The organism is Janthinobacterium sp. NKUCC08_JDC (genome assembly GCF_019345575.1).
Lineage (GTDB): Bacteria > Pseudomonadota > Gammaproteobacteria > Burkholderiales > Burkholderiaceae_D > Janthinobacterium > Janthinobacterium aestuarii.
In genome coordinates this window covers 298083-318049 of sequence record NZ_JAHKQW010000002.1, presented here as the reverse complement: position 1 = coordinate 318049, position 19967 = coordinate 298083, and the positions used below count along the sequence as shown (strand labels likewise).

Below are 19967 nucleotides of genomic sequence, written 5' to 3'. Positions count from 1 at the left end.
CTGCAAACGTGAGGAGTTGCAGCAGTTCAGCTGGTGCCGAATTCATTAGCGCAAACGACCGTTTGCGCCGATGAATAATTCGCCTGGCCTATCCCTGTGGTGGGTCGGACGGGTTTAAATCTTGTAGCTTAAATTTCTCATCTCAGATGAAGGAGAGACAAATGGCAACAGCCGCTAAGAAATCAGAAGTAAAGAAACCAGCCGCCAAGGCTGCTCCTGCCGCGAAGAAGCCGGCAGCCGCAGCGAAGACGGTTGCCGCTAAACCAGCTGCCAAAGCCGCAGCGAAACCAGTAGCAAAACCAGCCGCCAAAGCCGCAGCCAAGCCTGCAGCAAAAGTGGCTGCCAAGCCAGTAGCGAAAGCCGCAGCGAAACCAGCGGCCAAGGCAGCAGCGAAACCGGCCGCCAAGCCGGCAGCCAAGCCAGCAGCGAAAGCCGTAGCGAAACCGGCCGCCAAGGCAGCAGCCAAGCCTGTCGCGAAAAAAGCCGCAGCCAAACCGGCCGCCAAGCCAGCGGCAAAAGCCGCAGCAAAACCAGCCGCCAAAGCAGCAGCCAAGCCAGCAGTGAAAAAAGCCGCAGCGAAACCAGCCGCTAAGGCAGCAGCCAAACCGGCCGCCAAGGCGGCAGTCAAGCCAGCAGCGAAAAAAGCCGCAGCAAAACCGGCAGCCAAGCCGGCCGCCAAAGCAGCAGCGAAGCCGGCAGCAAAAGCTGCCGCCAAGCCAGCAGTGAAAAAAGCCGCAGCGAAACCTGCAGCCAAGGCAGCAGCGAAACCGGCCGCCAAAGCGGCAGCCAAGCCAGCAGCGAAAAAAGTCGTCGCCAAGGCAGCAGCGAAGCCAGCAGCCAAAGCGGCAGCCAAGCCAGCAGCAAAAGCTGCAGCGAAGCCAGCGGCCAAAGCGGCAGCCAAGCCGGCAGCCAAGGTAGCAGCCAAGCCAGCAACTAAGGCGGCAGCCAAGCCAGCGGCCAAGGTAGCAGCGAAGCCGGCAGCAAAAGCAGCAGCGAAGCCAGCGGCAAAGGCAGCAGCGAAGCCAGCAGCCAAGGTAGCAGCGAAGCCAGCAGCCAAAGCGGCAGCCAAGCCAGCAGCGAAACCTGCTGCCAAGGTCGCAGCAAAACCGGCAGCCAAGCCAGCAGCAAAAGCTGCAGCGAAGCCAGCCGCCAAGCCTGCAGCAAAGCCAGCCGCCAAGCCGGCAGCAAAAGCAGCAGCGAAACCTGCCGCCAAGCCAGCCGCAGCGCCAGTCGTGGCAGCCGCACCAGCAGCAGCGCCGGCAGCAGCTCCAGCGGCACCAGCCGCCGTGGCCGCCAAGCCAGCCGCCAAGAAGGCCGCGCCTAAAAAGGCCGCACCGAAGAAGGCAGCTCCTGTCGCCAAGCCATCGGCACCTATCGCACCTGTAGCAAAAACCGTGTTGGCACCGGCTGCAGCCTGGCCATTCCCAACCAGCACCCGCCCATCGTAATTTCAACGATACGGGTGCCTGGATGAGGCAACACGCCGCTGTGTGACTCAATCACACAGCGGTTTTTTTTTGGAGAATTAGTCGTGCTGATCGTTATCCTTACATTGATCGTTGATACCATCGCTACCTTGCTGGGCGGCGTGTTGCTGCTGCGCTTCTGGATGCAGGCGGTGCGCGTGCGGCCGCCCTCGTCGGTGGCGCAATTCACGTTTCAATTGTCCGACTGGCTGGTGCGCCCCCTGCGCCGCGTGGTGCCGGGCGTGGGCGGGTATGACTGGGCCAGCCTGATCGGCGCCTTCCTGATCGTGCTGCTGGCCAGCTCGGTGCTGTTTATTTCCGGCTATCCCGTCGAAGTGGTGCTGCTCAAGTCGCTGCAACGCTTCCTGCAATGGATACTCTACGGTTTCATGGCCCTGCTGATCATCGAAGCCATCTTCAGCTGGGTCAACCCGCATGCGCCGCTGGCGCCGTTCGTGCGGGCCCTGAACGAGCCGCTGCTGCGTCCGATCCGCAAGGTCGTGCCGTTGATCGGCAGTCTGGATTTGTCGTTGCTGGTCGCGCTGATCCTGTTGCAGATCGCGCAAGTGCTGGTGGGGATGATTATTGTGGTGCGATGATGGTGGCGTAGGTCGGGTTAGCGTAGCGTAACCCGGCATCAGCACTTGCCATGCCAATGATGTTGCCGGATGACGCGCGGCCGCGCCGCGCACATCCGACCTGCATATTAATAGCGGTAACCGAACGCCGCTTCGAACTGGTCGGCGATGCTCTCTGGCGTAAACACGTGGTTTTGCGCGCCCTGGGTGGCGATCTTGATGGCGCCCAGCAGGCTGGCCAGACGGCCGCTGGTTTCCCAGCCCAGGTCGTTGGTGATGCCGAACAGCAAGCCTGCACGGTAGGCATCGCCGCAGCCGGTCGGGTCCAGCACTTCCTTGGCGGTCACGACAGGAATGTCGATGCGCTTGCCGTCCGTATAGATTTCCGACCCTTTTTCACCGCGCGTGACGATCAGCGCTTCCAGGCGGCTGGCGATGTCCGGCAGGGTCAATCCCGTGCGTTCCATCAACATTTCCATTTCATAATCGTTGGCCGACACATACGTGGCTTTGTTGATGAAGTCGATCAACTGTTCGCCATTGAAACGTGGCAACTGCTGGCCCGGGTCGAACATGAAGGGGATGCCCAGCTCGGCCAGGTCGGCGGCGTGCTTGAGCATGCCCTGGTCGCCGTCCGGCGAAATGATGGCGACCTTGGCCGGGCCTGCGTTGGCGATCGGGTTTTCATGTGCAAACGACATGGCGCCCGGGTGGAAGGCGTTGATCTGGTTATTGTCCGCGTCGGCCGTGACGAAGCACTGTGCGTTGTAGCTGTCGGCCTTGATCAGGATGTTGGCGGTGGAAATGCCCAGCTTTTGCAGGCGCTCCAGGTAGGCGGCGCTGTCTTGCCCCATGACGCCGACGATGCGCGGGTCGCCGCCCAGCATTTTCAGGCTGTAGGCGATGTTGCCCGAGCAGCCGCCGAACTCCGTGCGCATGGTGGGCACGAGGAAGGACACGTTCACCTTGTGCAACTGGTCGGCCAGCAGCGATTCGCCGAAGCGGCCGGGGAATTGCATGATGGTGTCGGTGGCAAGCGAGCCGCAGATCAGCGATGTTTTGGTCATGATAGTGTCTGTTAAGGGTAAAAGATGGCGATATGGTAGCCAGACGCCGTGAGCTGGTCTAATGCAAAATACAGTTTGATGGTTTGTTCCGAGCGCGCCGCAAAGCCCTTGCTCACGTCGATATTGGCTGGCAGGTAGTCGCGCGGCGCGATCACGCGGCGCAGGACGGGCTTGTCGTTGGCGTCGTTGAGGATCAGTTCGATGCTGGGCCAGGCTTGCACGCTGCGGCTCTGGTTGCGCAGCAGCGAGACATACGAAAAGGTGTGGTCCTTCAAGGTCTGCAACTCGCCTTGCTCGATGGCCAGCGCCTCGATCTGCGCCGGCAAGTCGACCTGGCAGCCGCTGAGCTTGCACAGCGCGACCAGGGTTGGCTTCCACTGCGGAAATTGCGCCGCCAGCGGGTTGCGGAAGGTGGTCATTACTTGCAGGAATAGCAGCAAAAGCAGTACTGCCGAGCCGGCGGCCATGGCCATGCGCAAGGCCTTGCCGCTCTGTTCGCGGCGCCGTCCCAAGGTCACAAAGGCCGGCTCGTCGTCGGCTGGCGGCAGGACAGGTTCTTCCTGCTCTTCGGCTGGTTCCGGCGCGACGTGGGCGGCGGGCAGCGCTTCGAACGAGTGGTCGGCCAGCGTCGGTTCACGGCGCGCGGGCGCGGGCTTGTCCAGGCTGACTTTTTCGGCTGGGACTATTGGGGCTGCCGCTGCTTCCAGGTTCGGTTCGCGGCGGCTGTCGCGCAAATACGTGGCGAAGGCGGGCACGTCATCGACCTGGCGGCGCTTGAAAGGCGCCATCGGCTGGGGCAGGGGCTGTTCGGGCAGTTCCGCCGGTGTTTCTTCAGGTTCAGGTATATCGAGCGGTATGTCGAGTGGTGTGGCGGCCGGTACCTCTTCGGGCAGGGCCACGTCGAGGTCCAGCTCGATGTGCTCGCCATCGTCTTCATCGTCCTTGAGCTGCGCCGTTTCCGGCAAGATGCCGAACGGGTCGAACGAAGTGTCGAAGTCGAGGGAATAGATGGGTTCGTCGTCCGTGGCGGACGGCAGGCTGTTGTCGGCAGGGTAACTGTCTGGCAGCGGGGCGGCAGTGCCGGGGGCCGATGTTAAAAACGGCGATGCCGCAGCTGGATCGACCAGCGCGGCATTGCCGTCAAACACTTCTCTGCACGTGCCACAGCGTACGATGCCCCCACGTAACTTCAATTGGTCAGCAGCGACCCGAAATATCGTGTTGCAATGGGGGCATTTGGTGGCGAGGGCCATTGCTGTGCTTATGCACCTTCCGCGCGGGGCGCAGGCGCTTGCGTGCTGCCCAGGCGGCCATGCAGCGCCACCCAGCCGTCTTGCTCGGCCCACACACCGAGCTCGATGAACGGTGCGTACGCAGCGGCCACTTCTTCGGCCTGGCGTGCCAGCACGCCGGACAGGATCAGCGCGCCGCCATCGGCGACACGGCCCGACAGCATCGGCGCCATCAGCTTCAATGGGCTCGACAGGATGTTGGCGACGACGATGTCAAACTTGGCCGTGGCGTGTGCCGACGTGGCAAACGTGTCTGGCAAGAAATATTCGATGTCGCACTGGTTGCGTTCGGCATTGTCGCGCGCCGATTCGATCGCCTGCGGGTCGATGTCGACGCCGGCCACCGTTTGTGCGCCCAGTTTCTTGGCCACCATGGCCAGGATGCCGGAACCGCAACCGTAGTCGAGCACGGTCTTGCCTGGAGCAGGATTGGCTTCCAGCCACTCCATGCACAAACGCGTGGTCGGATGGCTGCCCGTGCCGAAGGCGAGGCCAGGGTCCAGTTCCAGGATCAGACCGTCAGGATCCGGTGCCTCGTGCCAGCTGGGCACGACCCAGATATTCTTGCCGATGTGAATCGGTGCGAATTGCGATTGGGTCAGGCGCACCCAGTCCTGCTCTTCCACGGGGCGCATGGTAAAGGCGGGCACTTCCGTCATGCCGACAGCCTGGGCTGCGGCGGCCACGATGGCGGCCTGGTCGGCGTCGACGTCGGTCAGCGCCACCACGCGGCTGCGTTCCCACGCCGCTTCCTTCGGTTCCATGCCGGGCTCGCCAAACAGGGGCTGCTCGGCATCCGTGCCTTCATCGGCGTCTTCCACCGACACCGACAGGGCGCCCGCTTCCATCAACGCGTCGGACATGGCCTCGGCGTTGTCACGGGCGATTTCGATGACGATTTCCGTCCAGCTCATGCGCCCGCCTTGATTTCGGACTTCTTGGCGATGCTGGGGCTGCCGCCATTCAGGTTCTTGCCCAGATCCGGCATGTCGGCCAGTTTCTGTTCCAGATAGTGAATATTGGTGCCGCCTTCGATGAAGCGCGCGTCGATCATCAGTTCGCGGTGCAGGGCGATGTTCGTGTTGATGCCTTCGACCACCATTTCGGACAGGGCGATCTGCATGCGGCGGATCGCTTGCTCGCGCGTGGCGCCGTAAGCGATCACTTTGCCGATCATCGAGTCGTAGTGCGGCGGCACGTAGTAGCCGGCGTAGGCGTGCGAATCGACGCGGATGCCAGGGCCACCCGGTGCATGCCACGACACGATCTTGCCTGGCGATGGCGTGAACTTGAATGGATCTTCGGCGTTGATGCGGCACTCGATGGCGTGGCCCGACAGCAAGACGTCGCGCTGGCGGAAACGCAGTTTTTCGCCGGCGGCGATGCGGATCTGTTCTTGCACGATGTCGATGCCGGTGATCATCTCGGTCACCGGATGTTCCACTTGCACGCGGGTATTCATTTCAATGAAATAGAACTCGCCGTTTTCGTACAGGAACTCAAACGTGCCGGCGCCGCGGTAGCCGATCTTGCGGCAGGCTTCGGCGCAACGGTCGCCAATTTTCTCGATCAGCTTGCGCGGGATGCCCGGCGCTGGTGCTTCTTCGATCACTTTCTGGTGGCGGCGCTGCATGGAGCAGTCGCGCTCGCCCAGCCAGACGGCGTTCTTGTGTTCGTCGGCGAGGATCTGGATTTCCACGTGGCGCGGATTTTCCAGGTACTTCTCCATATACACTTCAGGGTTGCCGAAAGCCGTGCCGGCTTCCGTCTTGGTCATCGCCACGGCGTTGATCAGGGCAGCTTCCGTATGCACGACGCGCATGCCGCGTCCGCCACCGCCACCGGCGGCCTTGATGATGACCGGGTAGCCGATTTTGCGGGCAATTTGCACGATCGCTTTTGGATCGTCGGGCAACGCGCCTTCCGAGCCCGGGACGCACGGTACGCCAGCCTTGATCATGGTTTGCTTGGCCGATACTTTATCGCCCATCAAACGGATCGATTCGGAGCGGGGGCCGATGAAGACGAAGCCCGATTTCTCGACGCGTTCGGCAAAGTCGGCATTTTCCGACAGGAAGCCATAGCCTGGGTGAATCGCTTGCGCATCCGTCACTTCAGCGGCGCTGATGATGGCGGGCATGTTCAGGTAGCTCAGGGACGACTGTGCCGGGCCGATACAAACGGATTCGTCGGCCAGCTTGACGTATTTCGCGTCCTTGTCGGCTTCGGAGTGGACTACAACCGTTTTAATGCCCATTTCGCGGCAGGCGCGCTGAATACGGAGGGCAATTTCACCACGGTTGGCAATCAGGATTTTTTCAAACATGGTAGGTTCGCGTATGTCTGTGAGAGCCGGCGAGCCGGCGAAACAACAAGTGTGAGGGGCTAAAACTGCAAACGGCCGTTGCCGGCCGTGTGGACTGGGTTTTAGCCGATCACAAACAAGGGTTGACCGAATTCGACCGGTTGGCCGTTTTCGACCAGGATCTGGGTCACGACACCGGCTTTGTCGGAGTCGATTTCATTCAGGAGCTTCATCGCTTCGATGATGCACAGGGTATCACCTTCCTTGACGGTCGAGCCCACTTCAACATAGGCGGCGCTGCCAGGAGCGGACGAGCGGTAGAAGGTGCCGACCATCGGCGACTTGACCACATAGCCCGTTGGCTCGGCGGCGACCACGACGGCGGCTGCCGCAGCGGGAGCGGCGGCTGGCGCGGCTGGCTGGTACTGGGCTTGCATGCCTTGCGGCTGCATCATGACCATCTGGTTTTGCGGCATGGCCGACGATTTGACGATGCGAACCTTGCTTTCGCCTTCGGTAACTTCCAGCTCTGCGATATCCGATTCGGCGACCAGGTCGATCAAGGTCTTGAGTTTTCGTAGATCCATGTAAAACCCCTAGGAATGTAGTTTGTTTTTTGAGTGATGCGGTGATGTCCAAGAACCTATCGCCGCGCTAAATGCGTGCAGATCGCGTAGATTAACGTTTTTTAAGCGCAAAGTCGATGGCAAACCGATATCCATCGATACCCAGCCCGCAGATCGTCCCCTGCGCGATCGCGCTGAGAAATGAGTGATGTCGAAACGTCTCGCGTTGATAAATATTCGAGATATGGACTTCCACGAACGGGATGGCGACCCCGGCCAGCGCATCGCGCAAGGCAACGCTGGTATGGGTCAGGCCGCCCGGATTGATGACGATGGCATCGATCCCTTCCGCTCGCGCGGCATGGATGCGGTCGATCAGCGCGCCTTCGTGGTTGCTTTGAAAGCAGACCAGGTCGGCGCCGGCCGCCATGGCTTGCGCCATTGCTGCCTGTTCGATATCGGCCAAGGTGCTGGCGCCGTAGACCTCAGGCTCGCGCGTTCCCAGCAAATTCAGGTTGGGACCGTTGAGCAGAAGGAGGTTTTTTGCCATGTATGGAAGACCGTTTTAGCGAAAGTTCCGCATTTTGCCGCCAAAGATACGCATTGGCAAGAGAAAAAAGCACGCTCCGAATTTACAATTTATCCAGATCGGCGCGCAATTGATCAAATTTCAAGCGGCCAAGATAGGTCTTTTTGACTTCGCCATCGGCGCCGATCAGCACCGTGAAGGGCAAACCGCCCGTGGCATTGCCAAAATGGCGCGACAGGTCGGTACCGCTCATGCCGGAGACATACACGGGATAGGCGATCTTGAACTTGCTGGCAAAGGTGGCAATATTGCTGGCCGAATCGATGCCGATGCCGATCACCTGCAGGTTTTTCGCCGCATAGTGGCCTTGCACTTCGGATAACTCCGGCATTTCTTCCACGCAAGGCGGGCACCATGGCGCCCAGAAATTGACCAGCACATTCTTGCCTTTCCATTGCGACAACGCTTGCGTGGCGCCGGCCGCGTCCGGCAGGGACAGCGCATACAGCTCGGTGACGGGACCCGTCGCGCCCGGCGCGATGGTGGTCGTCAGCGGCCCTGCTGCTTTGGCTTTTTCCTTGCTCAAACCGACGTAAGCGCCCATGCCACCAAACATCAGCGCCACGATGGCGCACGCGATCCAATTCTTTTTTGTCATAACTTTATCTATATCAATGTTAGTCGGCAGCCGGCATACCATCGGCGAGGCTGGCGGCCAGCAGGCTGCGCAGCCCGGCGATGTCGGTGCGCAGCACCTTGCCATCCGCCTTGGCTTTCAGCGCGCCGCGCATATCGTCGAGCTCATACATGGCCGCGTGCACGCCTTCGTTTTTCCACAAGAAACTGGCGGTCTCGACCGCATCATAACGCGCCCCCTTGAAATGCGGGCTTTCCGACATGTCGAGCACGACATTTTTATTCAGCAGGAAGATGTGGATTTCCTTGGCGCTCTCGGCAAACAGCTGCAAATAGATCTCGTCGTGCGGGCCGGCCGTGCCATTGAGCACGGGACCGCTGAGCAGGGGATGAAATTGTTGCAACGCTTCCATCACCTGCAGCGCGATCGTGCGCAGCTGGAACAGCCGCGCCGGCTGGCTGTCGGCCAGGAACAGGGCATTGTATTGCCGCACCTGCTCCTCGATCATGTCGTTGTCGGGCAGGATGTTGGGCCGGTTCGGCGCGTCGCCCAGGACTTGCCGCGCCGCCTTGCGCTTGGCGCTGCCATAGTCGGCCCCGTCCTGCGCCACGAGGCGCGCGGCAGCGGCGGCGATTTCCAGGCGCAACTGCGCGCTATCGTCAAATGCATCGTTCGTCATGAGCGAGATGATACTCCGAAGCGGAAAAAGTCATGGCGTCAGGTAAAATCCTGCACTTGCTGTTTTTTATCTCACCGTCTTACTTACTTAAGCGTGCGCCTTTCGCACTGATCACATGCATATTCATATTCTCGGCATTTGCGGTACCTTCATGGGCGGCCTGGCTGTCCTGGCCAAGGAAGCCGGCCATAAAGTTACCGGTTGCGATGCCAACGTGTATCCGCCGATGAGCACCCAGCTGGAATCGCAGGGAATCGAACTGATCCAGGGTTTCGATCCGGAACAGACCAAGCTGAACCCGGATTTGTATGTGATTGGCAATGTGGTCTCGCGCGGCAACCCGCTGGTGGAAGAGATCCTCAACCGCAGCCTGCCGTATGTGTCCGGCCCGCAATGGATCGGCGAACATATCTTGCGCAACAAGTGGGTACTGGCCGTGGCCGGCACGCATGGCAAGACGACCACGTCGGCCATGCTGGCCTGGATACTTGAAGATGCGGGCTACGCGCCAGGCTTCCTGATCGGCGGCGTGCCGATGAACTTTGGCATTTCCGCCCGCCTCAGCGGCACAATCGACGGCAAGAGCGCCGAATCGGACTTCTTCGTCATCGAAGCGGACGAATACGACACGGCCTTCTTCGACAAGCGCAGCAAGTTCGTGCATTACCACGCGAAGACGGCCATCATGAATAACCTGGAATATGATCACGCCGACATCTTCCCCGATCTGCACGCGATCGAGACGCAATTCCACCACCTGGTGCGCACCGTGCCCGGCATTGGCCGTCTCGTGTTCAACGGCGATGAAGCATCGCTGCAGCGCGTGCTGGCGCGCGGTTGCTGGAGCGAAAAGGAAAGTTTTGGTCAAGATGCCAACTGGCAACTGCAAGAACAGGCCGATGGCAGCTTCGACGTGTTCTTCAATGGCAAGCAGGAAGGCCATGTGGCGTGGGCGCTCACGGGCAAGCACAACCGCAGCAATGCGCTGGCGGCCATCGCCGCCGCGCGCCACGTGGGCGTACCGATAGCCCAGGCGTGCGCCTCGCTGGCCACGTTCGAGAGCGTCAAGCGCCGCATGGAAGTGCGCGGCGTCGTCAACGACATCACCGTGTACGACGATTTCGCGCACCACCCGACGGCCATAGCTACCACCGTGGGCGGCCTGCGCCAGAAGGTAGGCAGCGGCACCCGCATCCTGGCCGTGCTGGAGCCGCGCTCGAACACGATGAAGCTGGGCGCCATGAAAGATGCGCTGCCGGGCAGTCTCAAGGATGCGGACCTCGTCTTCGGTTTCGGCAGCCAGCAAGCGCTGGGTTGGAGCCTGGGCGACGCGCTGGCGCCGCTGGGCAAGATTGCCAGCGCCTACGAAGACATCGATACCCTGGTGGCGGCCGTGGCGGCCAGCGCGCGTCCCGGCGACCAGATCGTGGTCATGAGCAATGGCGGCTTTGGCGGCGTGCACCAGAAATTGCTGGAGGCCCTGGGCCGATGATTCTGTACCTGCATGGATTCCGCTCGTCGCCCCTGTCGATGAAGTCGCGCCTGCTGGCCGCGCAGATGCAGGCGCTGGGCCGCGAAGCACAGTGGCTGTGCCCGCAATTGCCGGCTTCGCCGAAACTGGCGATTGAGCTGGCCCTGTCGCTGGTCAAGGACGTGGCGGCGGCCGAGCTGACGATAATCGGCTCCTCGCTGGGCGGCTATTACGCCACCTGGCTGGCCGAGCAGCTCGGTTGCCGCGCCGTATTGCTCAATCCTGCCATCGTTCCCCTGATCGACTTGGAACAGCATGTGGGCGTGACGACGGAATTCCATTCGGACAAGCCGTTCGAGTTCAAGCGCGAGTACATCGACGAGCTGCGCACGTTTGCCGTAGAGAAAATTACTGAGCCGCAACGTTATTTCCTGATTGCCGCCACCGGCGATGAAGTGCTCGACTACCGCGACATGGTGGCGCATTATCAGGGGGCGCGGCAGTTGGTCATCGACGGCAGCGACCATGGCATCAGCGAATTTGCCGATTATGTGGCGCCCGTGCTGGCCTTTTGCGGCATCGATGCGGACGCTGCCCAGTGAGGCCGGGTTCGCTGCGGCAGGCGCAATGGCATGCGCACGTAAATGCCGTCAATGCGCCGCCGGCCTTGCGCCACTGGCTCACGGGCGGCGGTTCGCTGACGGCCAAGCTGAAAGCGCATAGCCAGGCATTTCGCGTGCAATGTTTGCATCAGGAAACGGCACGTTGCTTGAGCGACGAGGCTGCCATCATTGGTTTGCACCGCGCGGGCCGCGTGTGGGAACGTGAAGTGCTGTTGCGTTGTGATGACAGACCGGCCGTGTTTGGCCATACCGTCGTGCCCATGCAGGCGACGGCCACGGACTGGCCCTTGTTTTCCGCGCTGGGCGAGCGTTCGCTGGGCACGACCCTGTTTGGCGACCGCATGGTGCGCCGCGGCGAACTGGAATTTGCCCGCTTGCGCGCCGGCCACCCGCTGGTGCAGCGGGCGCAGGCGGCGCTGGCGCGGGAAGGGCGGCGCGCCGACGCTCAGGCGCTGTTTTTTGCCCGCCGCTGCCTGTATCAGCGTCACCAGGGATTGCTGCTGGTAACTGAAGTATTTTTGCCGGCGGTGCTGGAGTTGATGTCCGTCACTCGCACCGTTGCAACCGACACATTAATAAACAAAGCATAACAATGAATCTATTTTTTGAAGAATCCGGCGATTTCAAGGTCGGCACGGTCCTGTCGCAAGCGGGTGAAGCGTACCAGGTCGAAATGGCCAGCGGCAAGCGCACCAAGGTCAAGGTCAAGGACGTGCTGCTGCAGTATGAAAAGCCGGCCCCGGCCGAGCTGCTGGAACAGGCCAAGGCGGTTGCCGCCGAGATCGATCTCGATTTCCTGTGGGAAGTGGCGGGCGAAGACGAGTTCGGCTTTGCCGAGCTGGGCGCCGAGTATTTTGGCCACGCACCGTTGCCGCCGGAAGCGGCCGGCCTGATCCTGGCCCTGCATTCGGCGCCCGTGTATTTCTACAAGAAGGGCCGTGGCCGCTACAAGGCGGCGCCGGAAGCATCGCTGAAGGCGGCCCTGGCCGGTATCGAAAAGAAAAAGCAGCAGGCGCTGGTGCAGGCAGGCTATGTGGAAGAGCTGAAACAGAACCGCTTGCCCGCCTCGATGCAGCCCATGGTGCTGCAACTGCTGTTCAAGCCGGACAAGAACACGATTGAATACAAGGCGCTGGAAGCGGCGTGCACGGAATTGCACACGACGCCGCCGCGGCTGATGCTGGCCGTCGGTGGTATTGCTTCCCCGAAAGACTTGCACCTGTCGAAATTCCTGTTCGAAAACTTCCCGAAAGGCGCCGGTTTCCCGAGCGTGCCCGTGCCGTCCGTGACGGCCAAGCTGCCGCTGGCCGACGTGGCCGCCTTCTCGATCGACGACGTGACCACGACCGAGATCGACGATGCCTTCTCCGTGCAGCCCTTGCCCGATGGCACCGTGAAAGTGGGTATCCACATCGCCGCGCCGGGCCTGGGCATCCGTCCGGAAGACGTGATCGACAAGATGGCGCGCCAGCGCATGTCGACCGTCTACATGCCGGGCGACAAGATCACCATGCTGCCCGACGAAATCGTCAACGCATTTACCCTGGCGGAAGGCACGACGTGCCCGGCCCTGTCGCTGTATGCGACCCTGGATCCGAAAGCGGACTGGGCCGTGGTCAGCACGCAGACGCGCGCCGAGCTGGTGCCGATCGCCAGCAATTTGCGCCATAACCAGCTCGACGACCTGGTCAACGAGGAAACCCTGGCCAGCGGCGAAGGCGAGTATCCGCACAAGGCCGATTTTGCCGTGCTGTGGCAATGGGCGCAGCAGCTGGAACAGGGCCGCATGAAGAAGCGCGAAGCGTTTGGCTTGAAGCCGGAACAGAATAACCGTGTCGATTTCAACTTCTATGTGGAAAATGACATCGTCACCGTGGCGCGCCGCAAGCGTGGCGCGCCGCTCGACAAGATCGTCGCCGAGCTGATGATTTTTGCCAACAGCACGTGGGGCAAGATGCTGCACGACCATGGCGTGCCGGGCATCTATCGCAGCCAGGGGGGCGGCAGCGGCAATAGCTGGGCGGCAAAGATGCAGGTGCGCATGGTTACCCATGCGGCGCCGCACCAGGGCCTGGGCGTGGATCAATATGCGTGGAGCACTTCGCCACTGCGCCGCTATACGGACCTGGTGAACCAGTGGCAAATCATCGCCTGCGCCGAGCATGGCGTGACGGCGCCGCTGGTGGCCCCGTTCAAGCCGCGCGACGCGAATCTGTTCGCCATCGTTTCAGCGTTTGACGCCGCGTACGCCGCGTATGGCGATTTCCAGTCGAACATGGAACGCTACTGGTGCTTGCGCTGGTTGCACCAGGAAAACGCGCGCCAGGTCGATGCCGTCGTCCTGAAAGACGAAATCCTGCGCCTGGTCGACATTCCACTGGTCATCAAGTTGCCGGGCATGCCATCGGTGGCGCGCGGCGCCCAGGTGAAACTGGACTTGCTGCGCTGGGATGAAGTCGACCTGAGCATCGAAGCGCGCCTGCTGGAAATCGCCGCCGTACCCGATGCGGCGGCCGATGCCGAGCTCGACTACGAGGAAGAGTCGGGCGACGACGTGGCCGATGAAGGCGACGTGGCAGCGGAAGCTCCGCCGGAAGCGGCGAACCAGCTCAGCGACGCCGATGCGGAAGTGGCGGAACTGGCCAGCGAAGACGTGGTCAGCGAGCCCGAGGTCAAATAAGGCGCCAGTCAGGCTACAAAGGCGGTGCTGAAAATTGTTGCCGGCACCGCCCTTTGACGTAGAATTCAGCCATCTTGTATGGTGTGTTTGTTGCGAACTGGGTTGCGCGTGAAGTCTTTCCGAGAGAATCGTTTCCTGATGATAGCCGTGGCGGTATCGCTGCTGGCCCACGGCGCCTTGCTGGCGATGCATTTTGTCGCCCCGGCGCCGCAGCGGGCCGTCGCCACCGACCCCGGCCTGGAAGTGATCCTGGTCAACGCCAAGCATGCGAACAAGCCGCTGAAGGCCGATGCCCTGGCGCAAGCCAACCTTGATGGTGGCGGACAAGCCGACAAGGGCCGCGCCAAGTCGCCCTTGCCCGACATGCGCAAGGTGGAAGAGGGCGACAGCGTCAAGGCCAGCGCCCGGCGCATCGTCGAACTGGAACAAAAACAGCAGGAATTGCTGACGCAGGCGGCCAGGCCCACGCCTTACAGCGCCGCGCCCGTCACGGAAAAAGACAAGCCCAATCCTCTGGCCACCGGCTCGGACTTGATGGAAAGCAGCAAGGCCATCGCCCGCATGGCGGCCGAGATCAGCCAGACCGTGGAAGATCAGAACAAGCGCCCGCGCAAGACCTTCATTACGCCCAGCACGCAAGAGGTCGGCTATGCCATGTATTACAAGACCTTGCAAAAGCGCATCGAGGAAATTGGCACTCTGAATTTCCCGCAAAAGAATGGCCGCAAGATGTATGGCGAACTGGTCGTCTACATCCCCATCTTTCAGGACGGCACGATTTACCAGAAGGAAGGCGGCGCCCGCGTGGAGAAAAGCTCGGGCAACCCGGCGCTCGATGCGGCGGCCCTGGCCATCGTGCGCCGCGCGGCGCCGTTTGGCCGTTTTCCACCGAACATGTTGTCGAGTGACAAGGATGACCTGTGGGTGGTGATTACCCGCTTCAAATTTACGCGCGAAGAAAAAATGGAAGCTAACCTGACTGGCGGCAGCAATTGAACAAGCAAGCAATGAATCCCGATCAATATTGTGTCTTCGGCAATCCCATCGCCCACAGCAAGTCCCCCCTGATCCACGCCGCGTTTGCCCTGCAGACGGGCGAGCCCATCGTCTATGACCGCCGGCTGGCGCCGCTCGACGGCTTTGCCCTGGCGGCCCGGACGTTTGCCGCCGAGGGTGGCAAGGGCGCGAACGTGACGGTGCCCTTCAAGCTCGATGCGTGTGCGCTGGCCACCGAGCTGACACCGCGCGCGCACGCGGCCGGCGCTGTCAATACCCTGCGTTTTGATGGCGACACTATTCTTGGCGACAATACCGATGGCGCGGGCCTGGTGGCGGACATCGTGCGCAACGCGGGCGTGAGTGTCGCCGGCAAGCGCGTCCTGCTGCTGGGGGCGGGCGGTGCCGCGCGCGGCGTCGTGCTACCCTTGCTGGAACAGGGGCCGCAGGAAATCTTCATTGCCAACCGCACCGTGGCCACGGCCGAGGCGCTGGTGGCGCAGTTTGCCGATGCGCTGGCGCACCCCGGCCAGCTGCGCGCCGGCGGTTTCGCGCAGCCCGATGGCGTCTTCGATATCGTCATCAACGCCACCTCGGCCAGCCTGGCGGGCGACTTGCCGCCCATGCCACCCGGTATCTTCGGTAGCCATACCCTGGCGCTGGACATGATGTACGGCGCCCAGCCCACCGTCTTCATGGACTTTGCCGTACAGCATGGCGCGCAGGTGCGCGACGGCCTGGGCATGCTCGTGGAGCAGGCGGCTGAAGCGTTTTACGTGTGGCGTGGCGTGCGGCCGCAGACGCAGGACTTGCTGGCGCAACTGCGCAGTGCCCTGTGAGCGCCGGCAAGAAGGGCGCCCGCAAAAGCGGTGGCCGCTACGGCTGGATCAAGTGGCTGTTCATCGTCCCCGTGCTGGCCTTTATCGTCGTGCAACTGTATTTCTTCCTGCAAATCTGGTGGTGGGTCGACCATAACCCGTCCAGCACGGCCTTCATGCGCGAACAGTTGTCTGTCTTGCAGGACAAAAATCCCAAGGCCACGATCAAGCACACGTGGGTGCCGTACAACCGCATCTCGAACAACCTGAAACGGGCCATCATCGCATCGGAAGACGCGAATTTCTCCGAGCACGAAGGCGTGGATTGGGAAGCCTTGCAAAAGGCATATGAAAAGAATAGCAAGAAGCAGAAGGTCGTGGCGGGCGGCTCCACCATCACGCAGCAGCTGGCGAAGAATCTGTTCCTGTCCGGTTCGCGCAGCTATGTGCGCAAGGGGCAGGAATTGATCATCACGTATATGCTGGAAAACCTGATGGAAAAGGAGCGCATTTTCGAGATTTATCTGAACGTGGTGGAGTTTGGCACGGGCACCTTTGGCGCCGAAGCGGCCGCGCGCCACTATTACCGGGTCAGCGCGGCGGGCCTGAGCGCGGGACAGGCGGCGAAACTGGCCGTGATGCTGCCGAATCCCCGCTTTTACGACCGTCACCGCGATACGGGTTACCTGAACCGGCGCACGGGCGTGATCCTGCGCCGCATGGGGGCGGCGGAATTGCCTTGATGGCAGCGGGCTTTCTTTTCATAAAGTTAAAGCTGCCTGATTGGCACTATTGCGGCGCAGCATCTTAATCGTCCCCGCTTGGTGCAACGCCGCACTTTTTCCGTGAAAAAGCGGTGCCGGGGGTGGTCGTGAAAAGGCCTTTGCGGGTACACTTGCGCTGTTTTCATTTTTGGCGCCAGCGCCAGCACATCACGATAACCCCACATCCGGCTGAGAGCGCGCATGATCAATGTCTTTGTATTACAGAATGGCCGGCTCAACCAGGTGCCGATCGACAGCCGCGCAGACCTCGAAAATGCCGAACCGGTGTGGGTCGACCTGACCGACCCCACCGATGACGAACGGGCCTGGGTCAAGGCCATCTACAACGTCACCCTGCCGGGCGAAGACGAAGTCAAGGATATCGAAGCGTCGGCCCGCTATTACGAAGCGGAAAACGGCGACTTGCACCTGCGCACGGACTTCCTGCGCGAAGAGGACGACGGCCCCTCGCGCGTCATCACCGTGGCTTTCATCCTGGCCCGCAAGATTTTGTTTTCCATGCATACGGACGACTTGCCCGTGTTCCGCCTGGTGCGCATGCGCGCCCGTTCGCGGCCAGGCTCGATTGCCGACTACATGGACGTGCTGCTCGACCTGTACGCCACCGATGCCGAGTATTCGGCCGACGTGCTCGAAGGCATCTACCAGAACCTGGAAGAAGTCAGCACGCGCGTGCTGCAAAAGGAATTTACCGATGCGCACGCGGCCGAAGCGCTGAATGCGATTGCCCATGAGGAAGATTTGAATGGCCGTATCCGCCGCAACATGATGGATACGCGCCGCGCCGTGAGTTTTCTGATGCGCGGCCGCTTATTGAATTCCGAGCAGTTCGAGGAAGCGCGGCAGATTTTGCGCGACATCGAATCGCTCGATGGCCATACGTCTTTCCTGTTCGACAAGATCAACTTCCTGATGGATGCCACCGTCGGTTTCATCAACATCAACCAGAACAAGATCATCAAGATCTTCTCGGTGGCCAGCGTGGCCTTCCTGCCGCCAACCCTGATCGCCAGCGTGTACGGCATGAACTTCAAGCTGATGCCGGAACTGGAATGGTCGTTCGGCTATCCATGGGCCTGGGGCTTGATGATCACCAGCGCCATCGCACCGTTCCTGTACTTCCGCCACCGCGGCTGGCTGAAATAAGCCGTATCGCAGCATCGCCGGGGTGCTCCGCGCCCCGGTTTCAGCACGAGCGCAGCAATTTCAAAAATCGGCGATAATCACTGGTATTGCGTGGTATTGAATTGGTATTGTTATTTGCCGATTGATGCCTGCCGCCTGCTGTGCAGAAAAGTATCGTCATTCAGACATTTTCTGCGTGGTAGCGTCTGCCTGTTCCACCTATGATCGTTACGATGCCGGCCTTGGCCGGCTGGCTGCCGCATTTCCCGTCACTATTGATTTCTGGAGAGTCCATGCCTGATACCGCCACCACCCCACCGCGCTTTACCCATCTGATCAGCGACTGCGATGGCGTGCTGATCGACAGTGAAGCCGTGGCCCTGCAAGCGCTGCTGGAGTTGCTGGGGCCGCGCCTGCCGAACCTGCCCGAGGGCGTCACCCTGCAAGGCTTGATCGAGCCGCGCCTGGGCCAGCGCCTTGTGCCGCTGATGCAGGATATCTACAAGGAACTGGGCTTGCCGCAATTGCCGGCCGACGAGATTATGGCCATCGGCAACGCCGTCGATGCGGCTTGCGACGCGCAATTGCGCGCCGTGCCCGGCGTGGCGCAGGCGCTGGCCGCCATTCCGCTGCCTAAGGCCGTCGCTTCGAACAGCGTCAGCGCGCGCGTGCTGTCGGCGCTCGAGCGCACTGGCATGGCGCCGCTGTTCGACAAGCGCGTGTTCACGCCGGACCTGGTTGGCCACGCCAAGCCACATCCGGGCGTCTACCTGGCGGCGGCAGCCGCCTTTGGCGTGCCGCCAAGCCAGTGCCTGGTGCTGGAAGACAGCGTCACGGGCGTGACGGCCGCCGTGGCGGCGGGCATGACGGTATTGGGATTCATCGGCGGCGGGCATATCGCGCCCGGCCAGGAAGCGCGTCTGAAGGCGGCCGGCGCGCATGTCGTGTTCAGCGACATGGCCAGTTTGCCGGCGCTGGTGGCCGCGGTGATGGACACCGCGACTGTCTGACTGCGTTTAGGCTAACTTAGCAAACACCTTGCGCGCGGCGGCGATGGTGGCGTCGATGACGGCATCGTCGTGCTGCGCCGAGACGAAACCCGCTTCGAAGGCGGCGGGCGCGAAGTACACGCCTTCGTCGAGCATGGCGTGGAAGAAGGCGTTGAACTTGCTGCGGTCGCCGGCCATCATTTCCGCATAGCTGGTCGGTGGCGTTTCGCTGAAATAAATGCCGAACATGCCGCCGATGTAGTCGGCGCAGAAGACCACGCCGGCTTCTTTGGCTGCGGCGGTCAGGCCTTCGGCCAGGCGCTTGGCCGTGGCGCCCAGCTGCTCGTAGAAGCCTGGCTGCTGGATCAGTTTCAAGGTGGCCATGCCGGCCGCCACGGCGACCGGGTTGCCCGACAAGGTACCGGCCTGGTAGACGGCGCCCAGCGGCGCCATGTTGTGCATCAGCGCCGCACTGCCGCCGAAGGCCGCCACCGGCATGCCGCCGCCGATCACCTTGCCCAGCGCCGTCAGGTCCGGCTTGATGCCGTACAGCGCCTGCGCGCCGCCCAGGGCCACGCGCAAGCCGCACATGACTTCATCGAAAATGAGCAGGGCGCCGTGCTGCGTGCACAGCTCGCGCATCGCCTGCAGGAATTCCGGCGTGGCTTTCACCAGGTTCATATTGCCGGCCACCGGTTCGACGATGACGCAGGCGATGTCCGCGCCGAAGCTGTCGAAGGCGTCTTTCAGCTGCTCGACGTTGTTATAGTCGAGCACCAGCGTGTGCTTGACGAAGTCTTCCGGCACGCCGGCCGACGTCGGGTTGCCGAAGGTGAGCAGGCCGCTGCCCGCTTTCACCAGCAGCGAATCGGCGTGGCCGTGGTAGCAGCCTTCGAACTTGACGATCTTGTCGCGTCCCGTGGCGCCGCGCGCCAGGCGCAGGGCGCTCATGGTCGCTTCCGTGCCCGACGACACCAGGCGCACCTGCTCGATCGACGGTACCAAACGCGTGATTTCCTCGGCCATCAGCACTTCGCCTTCCGTCGGCGCGCCGAACGACAGGCCCAGCGCGGCCGCATCCTGCACCGCTTTCACCACGTCCGGGTGGGCGTGGCCGACGATGGCCGGGCCCCAGGAGCCGATGTAGTCGATATAGCGCTTGCCATCCGCATCCCAGAAGTAGGGGCCTTTGGCGCGCGTGATGAAGCGCGGCGTGCCACCGACGGAGCGGAAGGCGCGCACGGGCGAATTGACGCCGCCTGGCGTGGTTTTTTGTGCGCGGGCAAACAGGATGTCGTTCTGTGAAGTCGTCGTCATGATAATCGTGCCTTGAAAGTGGATCGTTGTCTGTGTCGTCTGGT

21 protein-coding genes are annotated in these 19967 nt (G+C 61.8%); 10 read left to right on the top strand and 11 right to left on the bottom strand.

The window, feature by feature from the left end; genetic code table 11:
* Nucleotides 1-142: 142 nt before the first annotated feature.
* Together KO538_RS07480 and KO538_RS07475 are read right to left on the bottom strand one after the other, a co-directional pair.
* On the bottom strand, nt 143-949 hold the full coding sequence (locus tag KO538_RS07480) for a hypothetical protein (RefSeq protein ID WP_219327916.1): 807 nt from the start codon (nt 947-949) through the stop codon (nt 143-145).
* The gene (locus KO538_RS07475) at nt 934-1278 is read right to left on the bottom strand and encodes a hypothetical protein (protein WP_051990791.1); all 345 of its coding nucleotides are present in this window, start codon (nt 1276-1278) and stop codon (nt 934-936) included. Before KO538_RS07475 ends, KO538_RS07480 begins: the two co-directional genes overlap by 16 nt.
* A gap of 253 nt (nt 1279-1531) precedes the next feature.
* Between KO538_RS07475 and KO538_RS07470 the strand changes: the two genes are divergently transcribed.
* A complete protein-coding gene (locus KO538_RS07470) occupies nt 1532-2065 on the top strand; it encodes a YggT family protein (RefSeq protein ID WP_034746613.1) in 534 nt (177 codons plus the stop codon).
* Nucleotides 2066-2172: 107 nt separating this feature from the next.
* On the opposite strand, the gene KO538_RS07465 is transcribed toward KO538_RS07470, so the two are convergent.
* From KO538_RS07465 to KO538_RS07430, 8 genes are all read right to left on the bottom strand, one after another.
* A complete protein-coding gene (locus KO538_RS07465) occupies nt 2173-3111 on the bottom strand; it encodes a carbohydrate kinase family protein (protein WP_034746615.1) in 939 nt (312 codons plus the stop codon).
* 11 nt (nt 3112-3122) lie between these two features.
* Nucleotides 3123-4364 carry a DUF3426 domain-containing protein gene (locus KO538_RS07460; RefSeq protein ID WP_219327915.1) on the bottom strand — a complete coding sequence of 414 codons (1242 nt, stop codon included), beginning with the start codon at nt 4362-4364 and terminating at the stop codon, nt 3123-3125.
* A gap of 8 nt (nt 4365-4372) precedes the next feature.
* On the bottom strand, nt 4373-5317 hold the full coding sequence (gene prmA / locus KO538_RS07455; protein WP_058048306.1) for a 50S ribosomal protein L11 methyltransferase: 945 nt from the start codon (nt 5315-5317) through the stop codon (nt 4373-4375).
* Nucleotides 5314-6729 carry an acetyl-CoA carboxylase biotin carboxylase subunit gene (gene accC / locus KO538_RS07450; protein WP_034746622.1) on the bottom strand — a complete coding sequence of 472 codons (1416 nt, stop codon included), beginning with the start codon at nt 6727-6729 and terminating at the stop codon, nt 5314-5316. The genes prmA and accC overlap by 4 nt, the downstream gene beginning before the upstream one ends.
* Before the next feature lie 101 nt (nt 6730-6830).
* The gene (gene accB, locus KO538_RS07445) at nt 6831-7295 is read right to left on the bottom strand and encodes an acetyl-CoA carboxylase biotin carboxyl carrier protein (RefSeq protein ID WP_046684231.1); all 465 of its coding nucleotides are present in this window, start codon (nt 7293-7295) and stop codon (nt 6831-6833) included.
* A 91-nt stretch (nt 7296-7386) separates the two neighbouring features.
* Nucleotides 7387-7824: a type II 3-dehydroquinate dehydratase gene (aroQ, locus tag KO538_RS07440; RefSeq protein WP_034746628.1), complete on the bottom strand. Its 438-nt coding sequence runs from the start codon at nt 7822-7824 to the stop codon at nt 7387-7389.
* A gap of 82 nt (nt 7825-7906) precedes the next feature.
* Nucleotides 7907-8461, bottom strand: a complete 555-nt coding sequence (locus tag KO538_RS07435; protein WP_034746631.1) for a TlpA disulfide reductase family protein — start codon at nt 8459-8461, stop codon at nt 7907-7909.
* Nucleotides 8462-8480: 19 nt separating this feature from the next.
* Nucleotides 8481-9119, bottom strand: a complete 639-nt coding sequence (locus KO538_RS07430) for a hypothetical protein (protein WP_072455056.1) — start codon at nt 9117-9119, stop codon at nt 8481-8483.
* Nucleotides 9120-9234: 115 nt separating this feature from the next.
* On the opposite strand from KO538_RS07430, the gene mpl reads away from it, so the two are divergent.
* The 9 genes from mpl (at nt 9235) to KO538_RS07385 (ending at nt 18627) form a co-directional block, all read left to right on the top strand.
* Nucleotides 9235-10611, top strand: coding sequence for a UDP-N-acetylmuramate:L-alanyl-gamma-D-glutamyl-meso-diaminopimelate ligase (mpl, locus tag KO538_RS07425; RefSeq protein WP_080698410.1), 1377 nt, complete (start codon nt 9235-9237; stop codon nt 10609-10611).
* Nucleotides 10608-11192, top strand: coding sequence for a YqiA/YcfP family alpha/beta fold hydrolase (locus KO538_RS07420; protein ID WP_034746640.1), 585 nt, complete (start codon nt 10608-10610; stop codon nt 11190-11192). The genes mpl and KO538_RS07420 overlap by 4 nt, the downstream gene beginning before the upstream one ends.
* Nucleotides 11189-11803 (top strand): chorismate lyase, encoded by a 615-nt coding sequence (locus tag KO538_RS07415; RefSeq protein ID WP_034746643.1) that lies wholly within the window; start codon nt 11189-11191, stop codon nt 11801-11803. The genes KO538_RS07420 and KO538_RS07415 overlap by 4 nt, the downstream gene beginning before the upstream one ends.
* 2 nt (nt 11804-11805) lie before the next feature.
* The gene (locus tag KO538_RS07410) at nt 11806-13893 is read left to right on the top strand and encodes a ribonuclease catalytic domain-containing protein (RefSeq protein WP_219327914.1); all 2088 of its coding nucleotides are present in this window, start codon (nt 11806-11808) and stop codon (nt 13891-13893) included.
* Nucleotides 13894-14031: 138 nt separating this feature from the next.
* A complete protein-coding gene (locus KO538_RS07405; protein WP_219328147.1) occupies nt 14032-14889 on the top strand; it encodes an energy transducer TonB in 858 nt (285 codons plus the stop codon).
* Nucleotides 14890-14900: 11 nt separating this feature from the next.
* Nucleotides 14901-15728 carry a shikimate dehydrogenase gene (gene aroE / locus KO538_RS07400; RefSeq protein ID WP_219327913.1) on the top strand — a complete coding sequence of 276 codons (828 nt, stop codon included), beginning with the start codon at nt 14901-14903 and terminating at the stop codon, nt 15726-15728.
* A complete protein-coding gene (gene mtgA, locus KO538_RS07395) occupies nt 15725-16450 on the top strand; it encodes a monofunctional biosynthetic peptidoglycan transglycosylase (protein WP_128141928.1) in 726 nt (241 codons plus the stop codon). Before aroE ends, mtgA begins: the two co-directional genes overlap by 4 nt.
* Before the next feature lie 222 nt (nt 16451-16672).
* The gene (gene corA, locus KO538_RS07390; protein WP_034746658.1) at nt 16673-17638 is read left to right on the top strand and encodes a magnesium/cobalt transporter CorA; all 966 of its coding nucleotides are present in this window, start codon (nt 16673-16675) and stop codon (nt 17636-17638) included.
* A 272-nt stretch (nt 17639-17910) separates the two neighbouring features.
* A complete protein-coding gene (locus KO538_RS07385; protein WP_070301206.1) occupies nt 17911-18627 on the top strand; it encodes an HAD family phosphatase in 717 nt (238 codons plus the stop codon).
* Between the two features lie 6 nt (nt 18628-18633).
* Here the strand turns inward: KO538_RS07385 and hemL are convergent, their stop codons facing one another.
* The gene (hemL, locus tag KO538_RS07380; RefSeq protein ID WP_219327912.1) at nt 18634-19923 is read right to left on the bottom strand and encodes a glutamate-1-semialdehyde 2,1-aminomutase; all 1290 of its coding nucleotides are present in this window, start codon (nt 19921-19923) and stop codon (nt 18634-18636) included.
* Between the last annotated feature and the right edge of the window lie 44 nt (nt 19924-19967).

Bases quoted from the DNA above. Each gene is read 5' to 3' on its own strand.
- KO538_RS07465 (WP_034746615.1), bottom strand. From the start codon at position 3,111: ATGACCAAAACATCGCTGATCTGCGGCTCGCTTGCCACCGACACCATC.
- KO538_RS07460 (WP_219327915.1), bottom strand. From the start codon at position 4,364: ATGGCCCTCGCCACCAAATGCCCCCATTGCAACACGATATTTCGGGTC.
- prmA (WP_058048306.1), bottom strand. From the start codon at position 5,317: ATGAGCTGGACGGAAATCGTCATCGAAATCGCCCGTGACAACGCCGAG.
- accC (WP_034746622.1), bottom strand. From the start codon at position 6,729: ATGTTTGAAAAAATCCTGATTGCCAACCGTGGTGAAATTGCCCTCCGT.
- accB (WP_046684231.1), bottom strand. From the start codon at position 7,295: ATGGATCTACGAAAACTCAAGACCTTGATCGACCTGGTCGCCGAATCG.
- aroQ (WP_034746628.1), bottom strand. From the start codon at position 7,824: ATGGCAAAAAACCTCCTTCTGCTCAACGGTCCCAACCTGAATTTGCTG.
- KO538_RS07435 (WP_034746631.1), bottom strand. From the start codon at position 8,461: ATGACAAAAAAGAATTGGATCGCGTGCGCCATCGTGGCGCTGATGTTT.
- KO538_RS07430 (WP_072455056.1), bottom strand. From the start codon at position 9,119: ATGACGAACGATGCATTTGACGATAGCGCGCAGTTGCGCCTGGAAATC.
- mpl (WP_080698410.1), top strand. From the start codon at position 9,235: ATGCATATTCATATTCTCGGCATTTGCGGTACCTTCATGGGCGGCCTG.
- KO538_RS07420 (WP_034746640.1), top strand. From the start codon at position 10,608: ATGATTCTGTACCTGCATGGATTCCGCTCGTCGCCCCTGTCGATGAAG.
- KO538_RS07410 (WP_219327914.1), top strand. From the start codon at position 11,806: ATGAATCTATTTTTTGAAGAATCCGGCGATTTCAAGGTCGGCACGGTC.
- KO538_RS07405 (WP_219328147.1), top strand. From the start codon at position 14,032: ATGATAGCCGTGGCGGTATCGCTGCTGGCCCACGGCGCCTTGCTGGCG.
- aroE (WP_219327913.1), top strand. From the start codon at position 14,901: ATGAATCCCGATCAATATTGTGTCTTCGGCAATCCCATCGCCCACAGC.
- corA (WP_034746658.1), top strand. From the start codon at position 16,673: ATGATCAATGTCTTTGTATTACAGAATGGCCGGCTCAACCAGGTGCCG.
- KO538_RS07385 (WP_070301206.1), top strand. From the start codon at position 17,911: ATGCCTGATACCGCCACCACCCCACCGCGCTTTACCCATCTGATCAGC.
- hemL (WP_219327912.1), bottom strand. From the start codon at position 19,923: ATGACGACGACTTCACAGAACGACATCCTGTTTGCCCGCGCACAAAAA.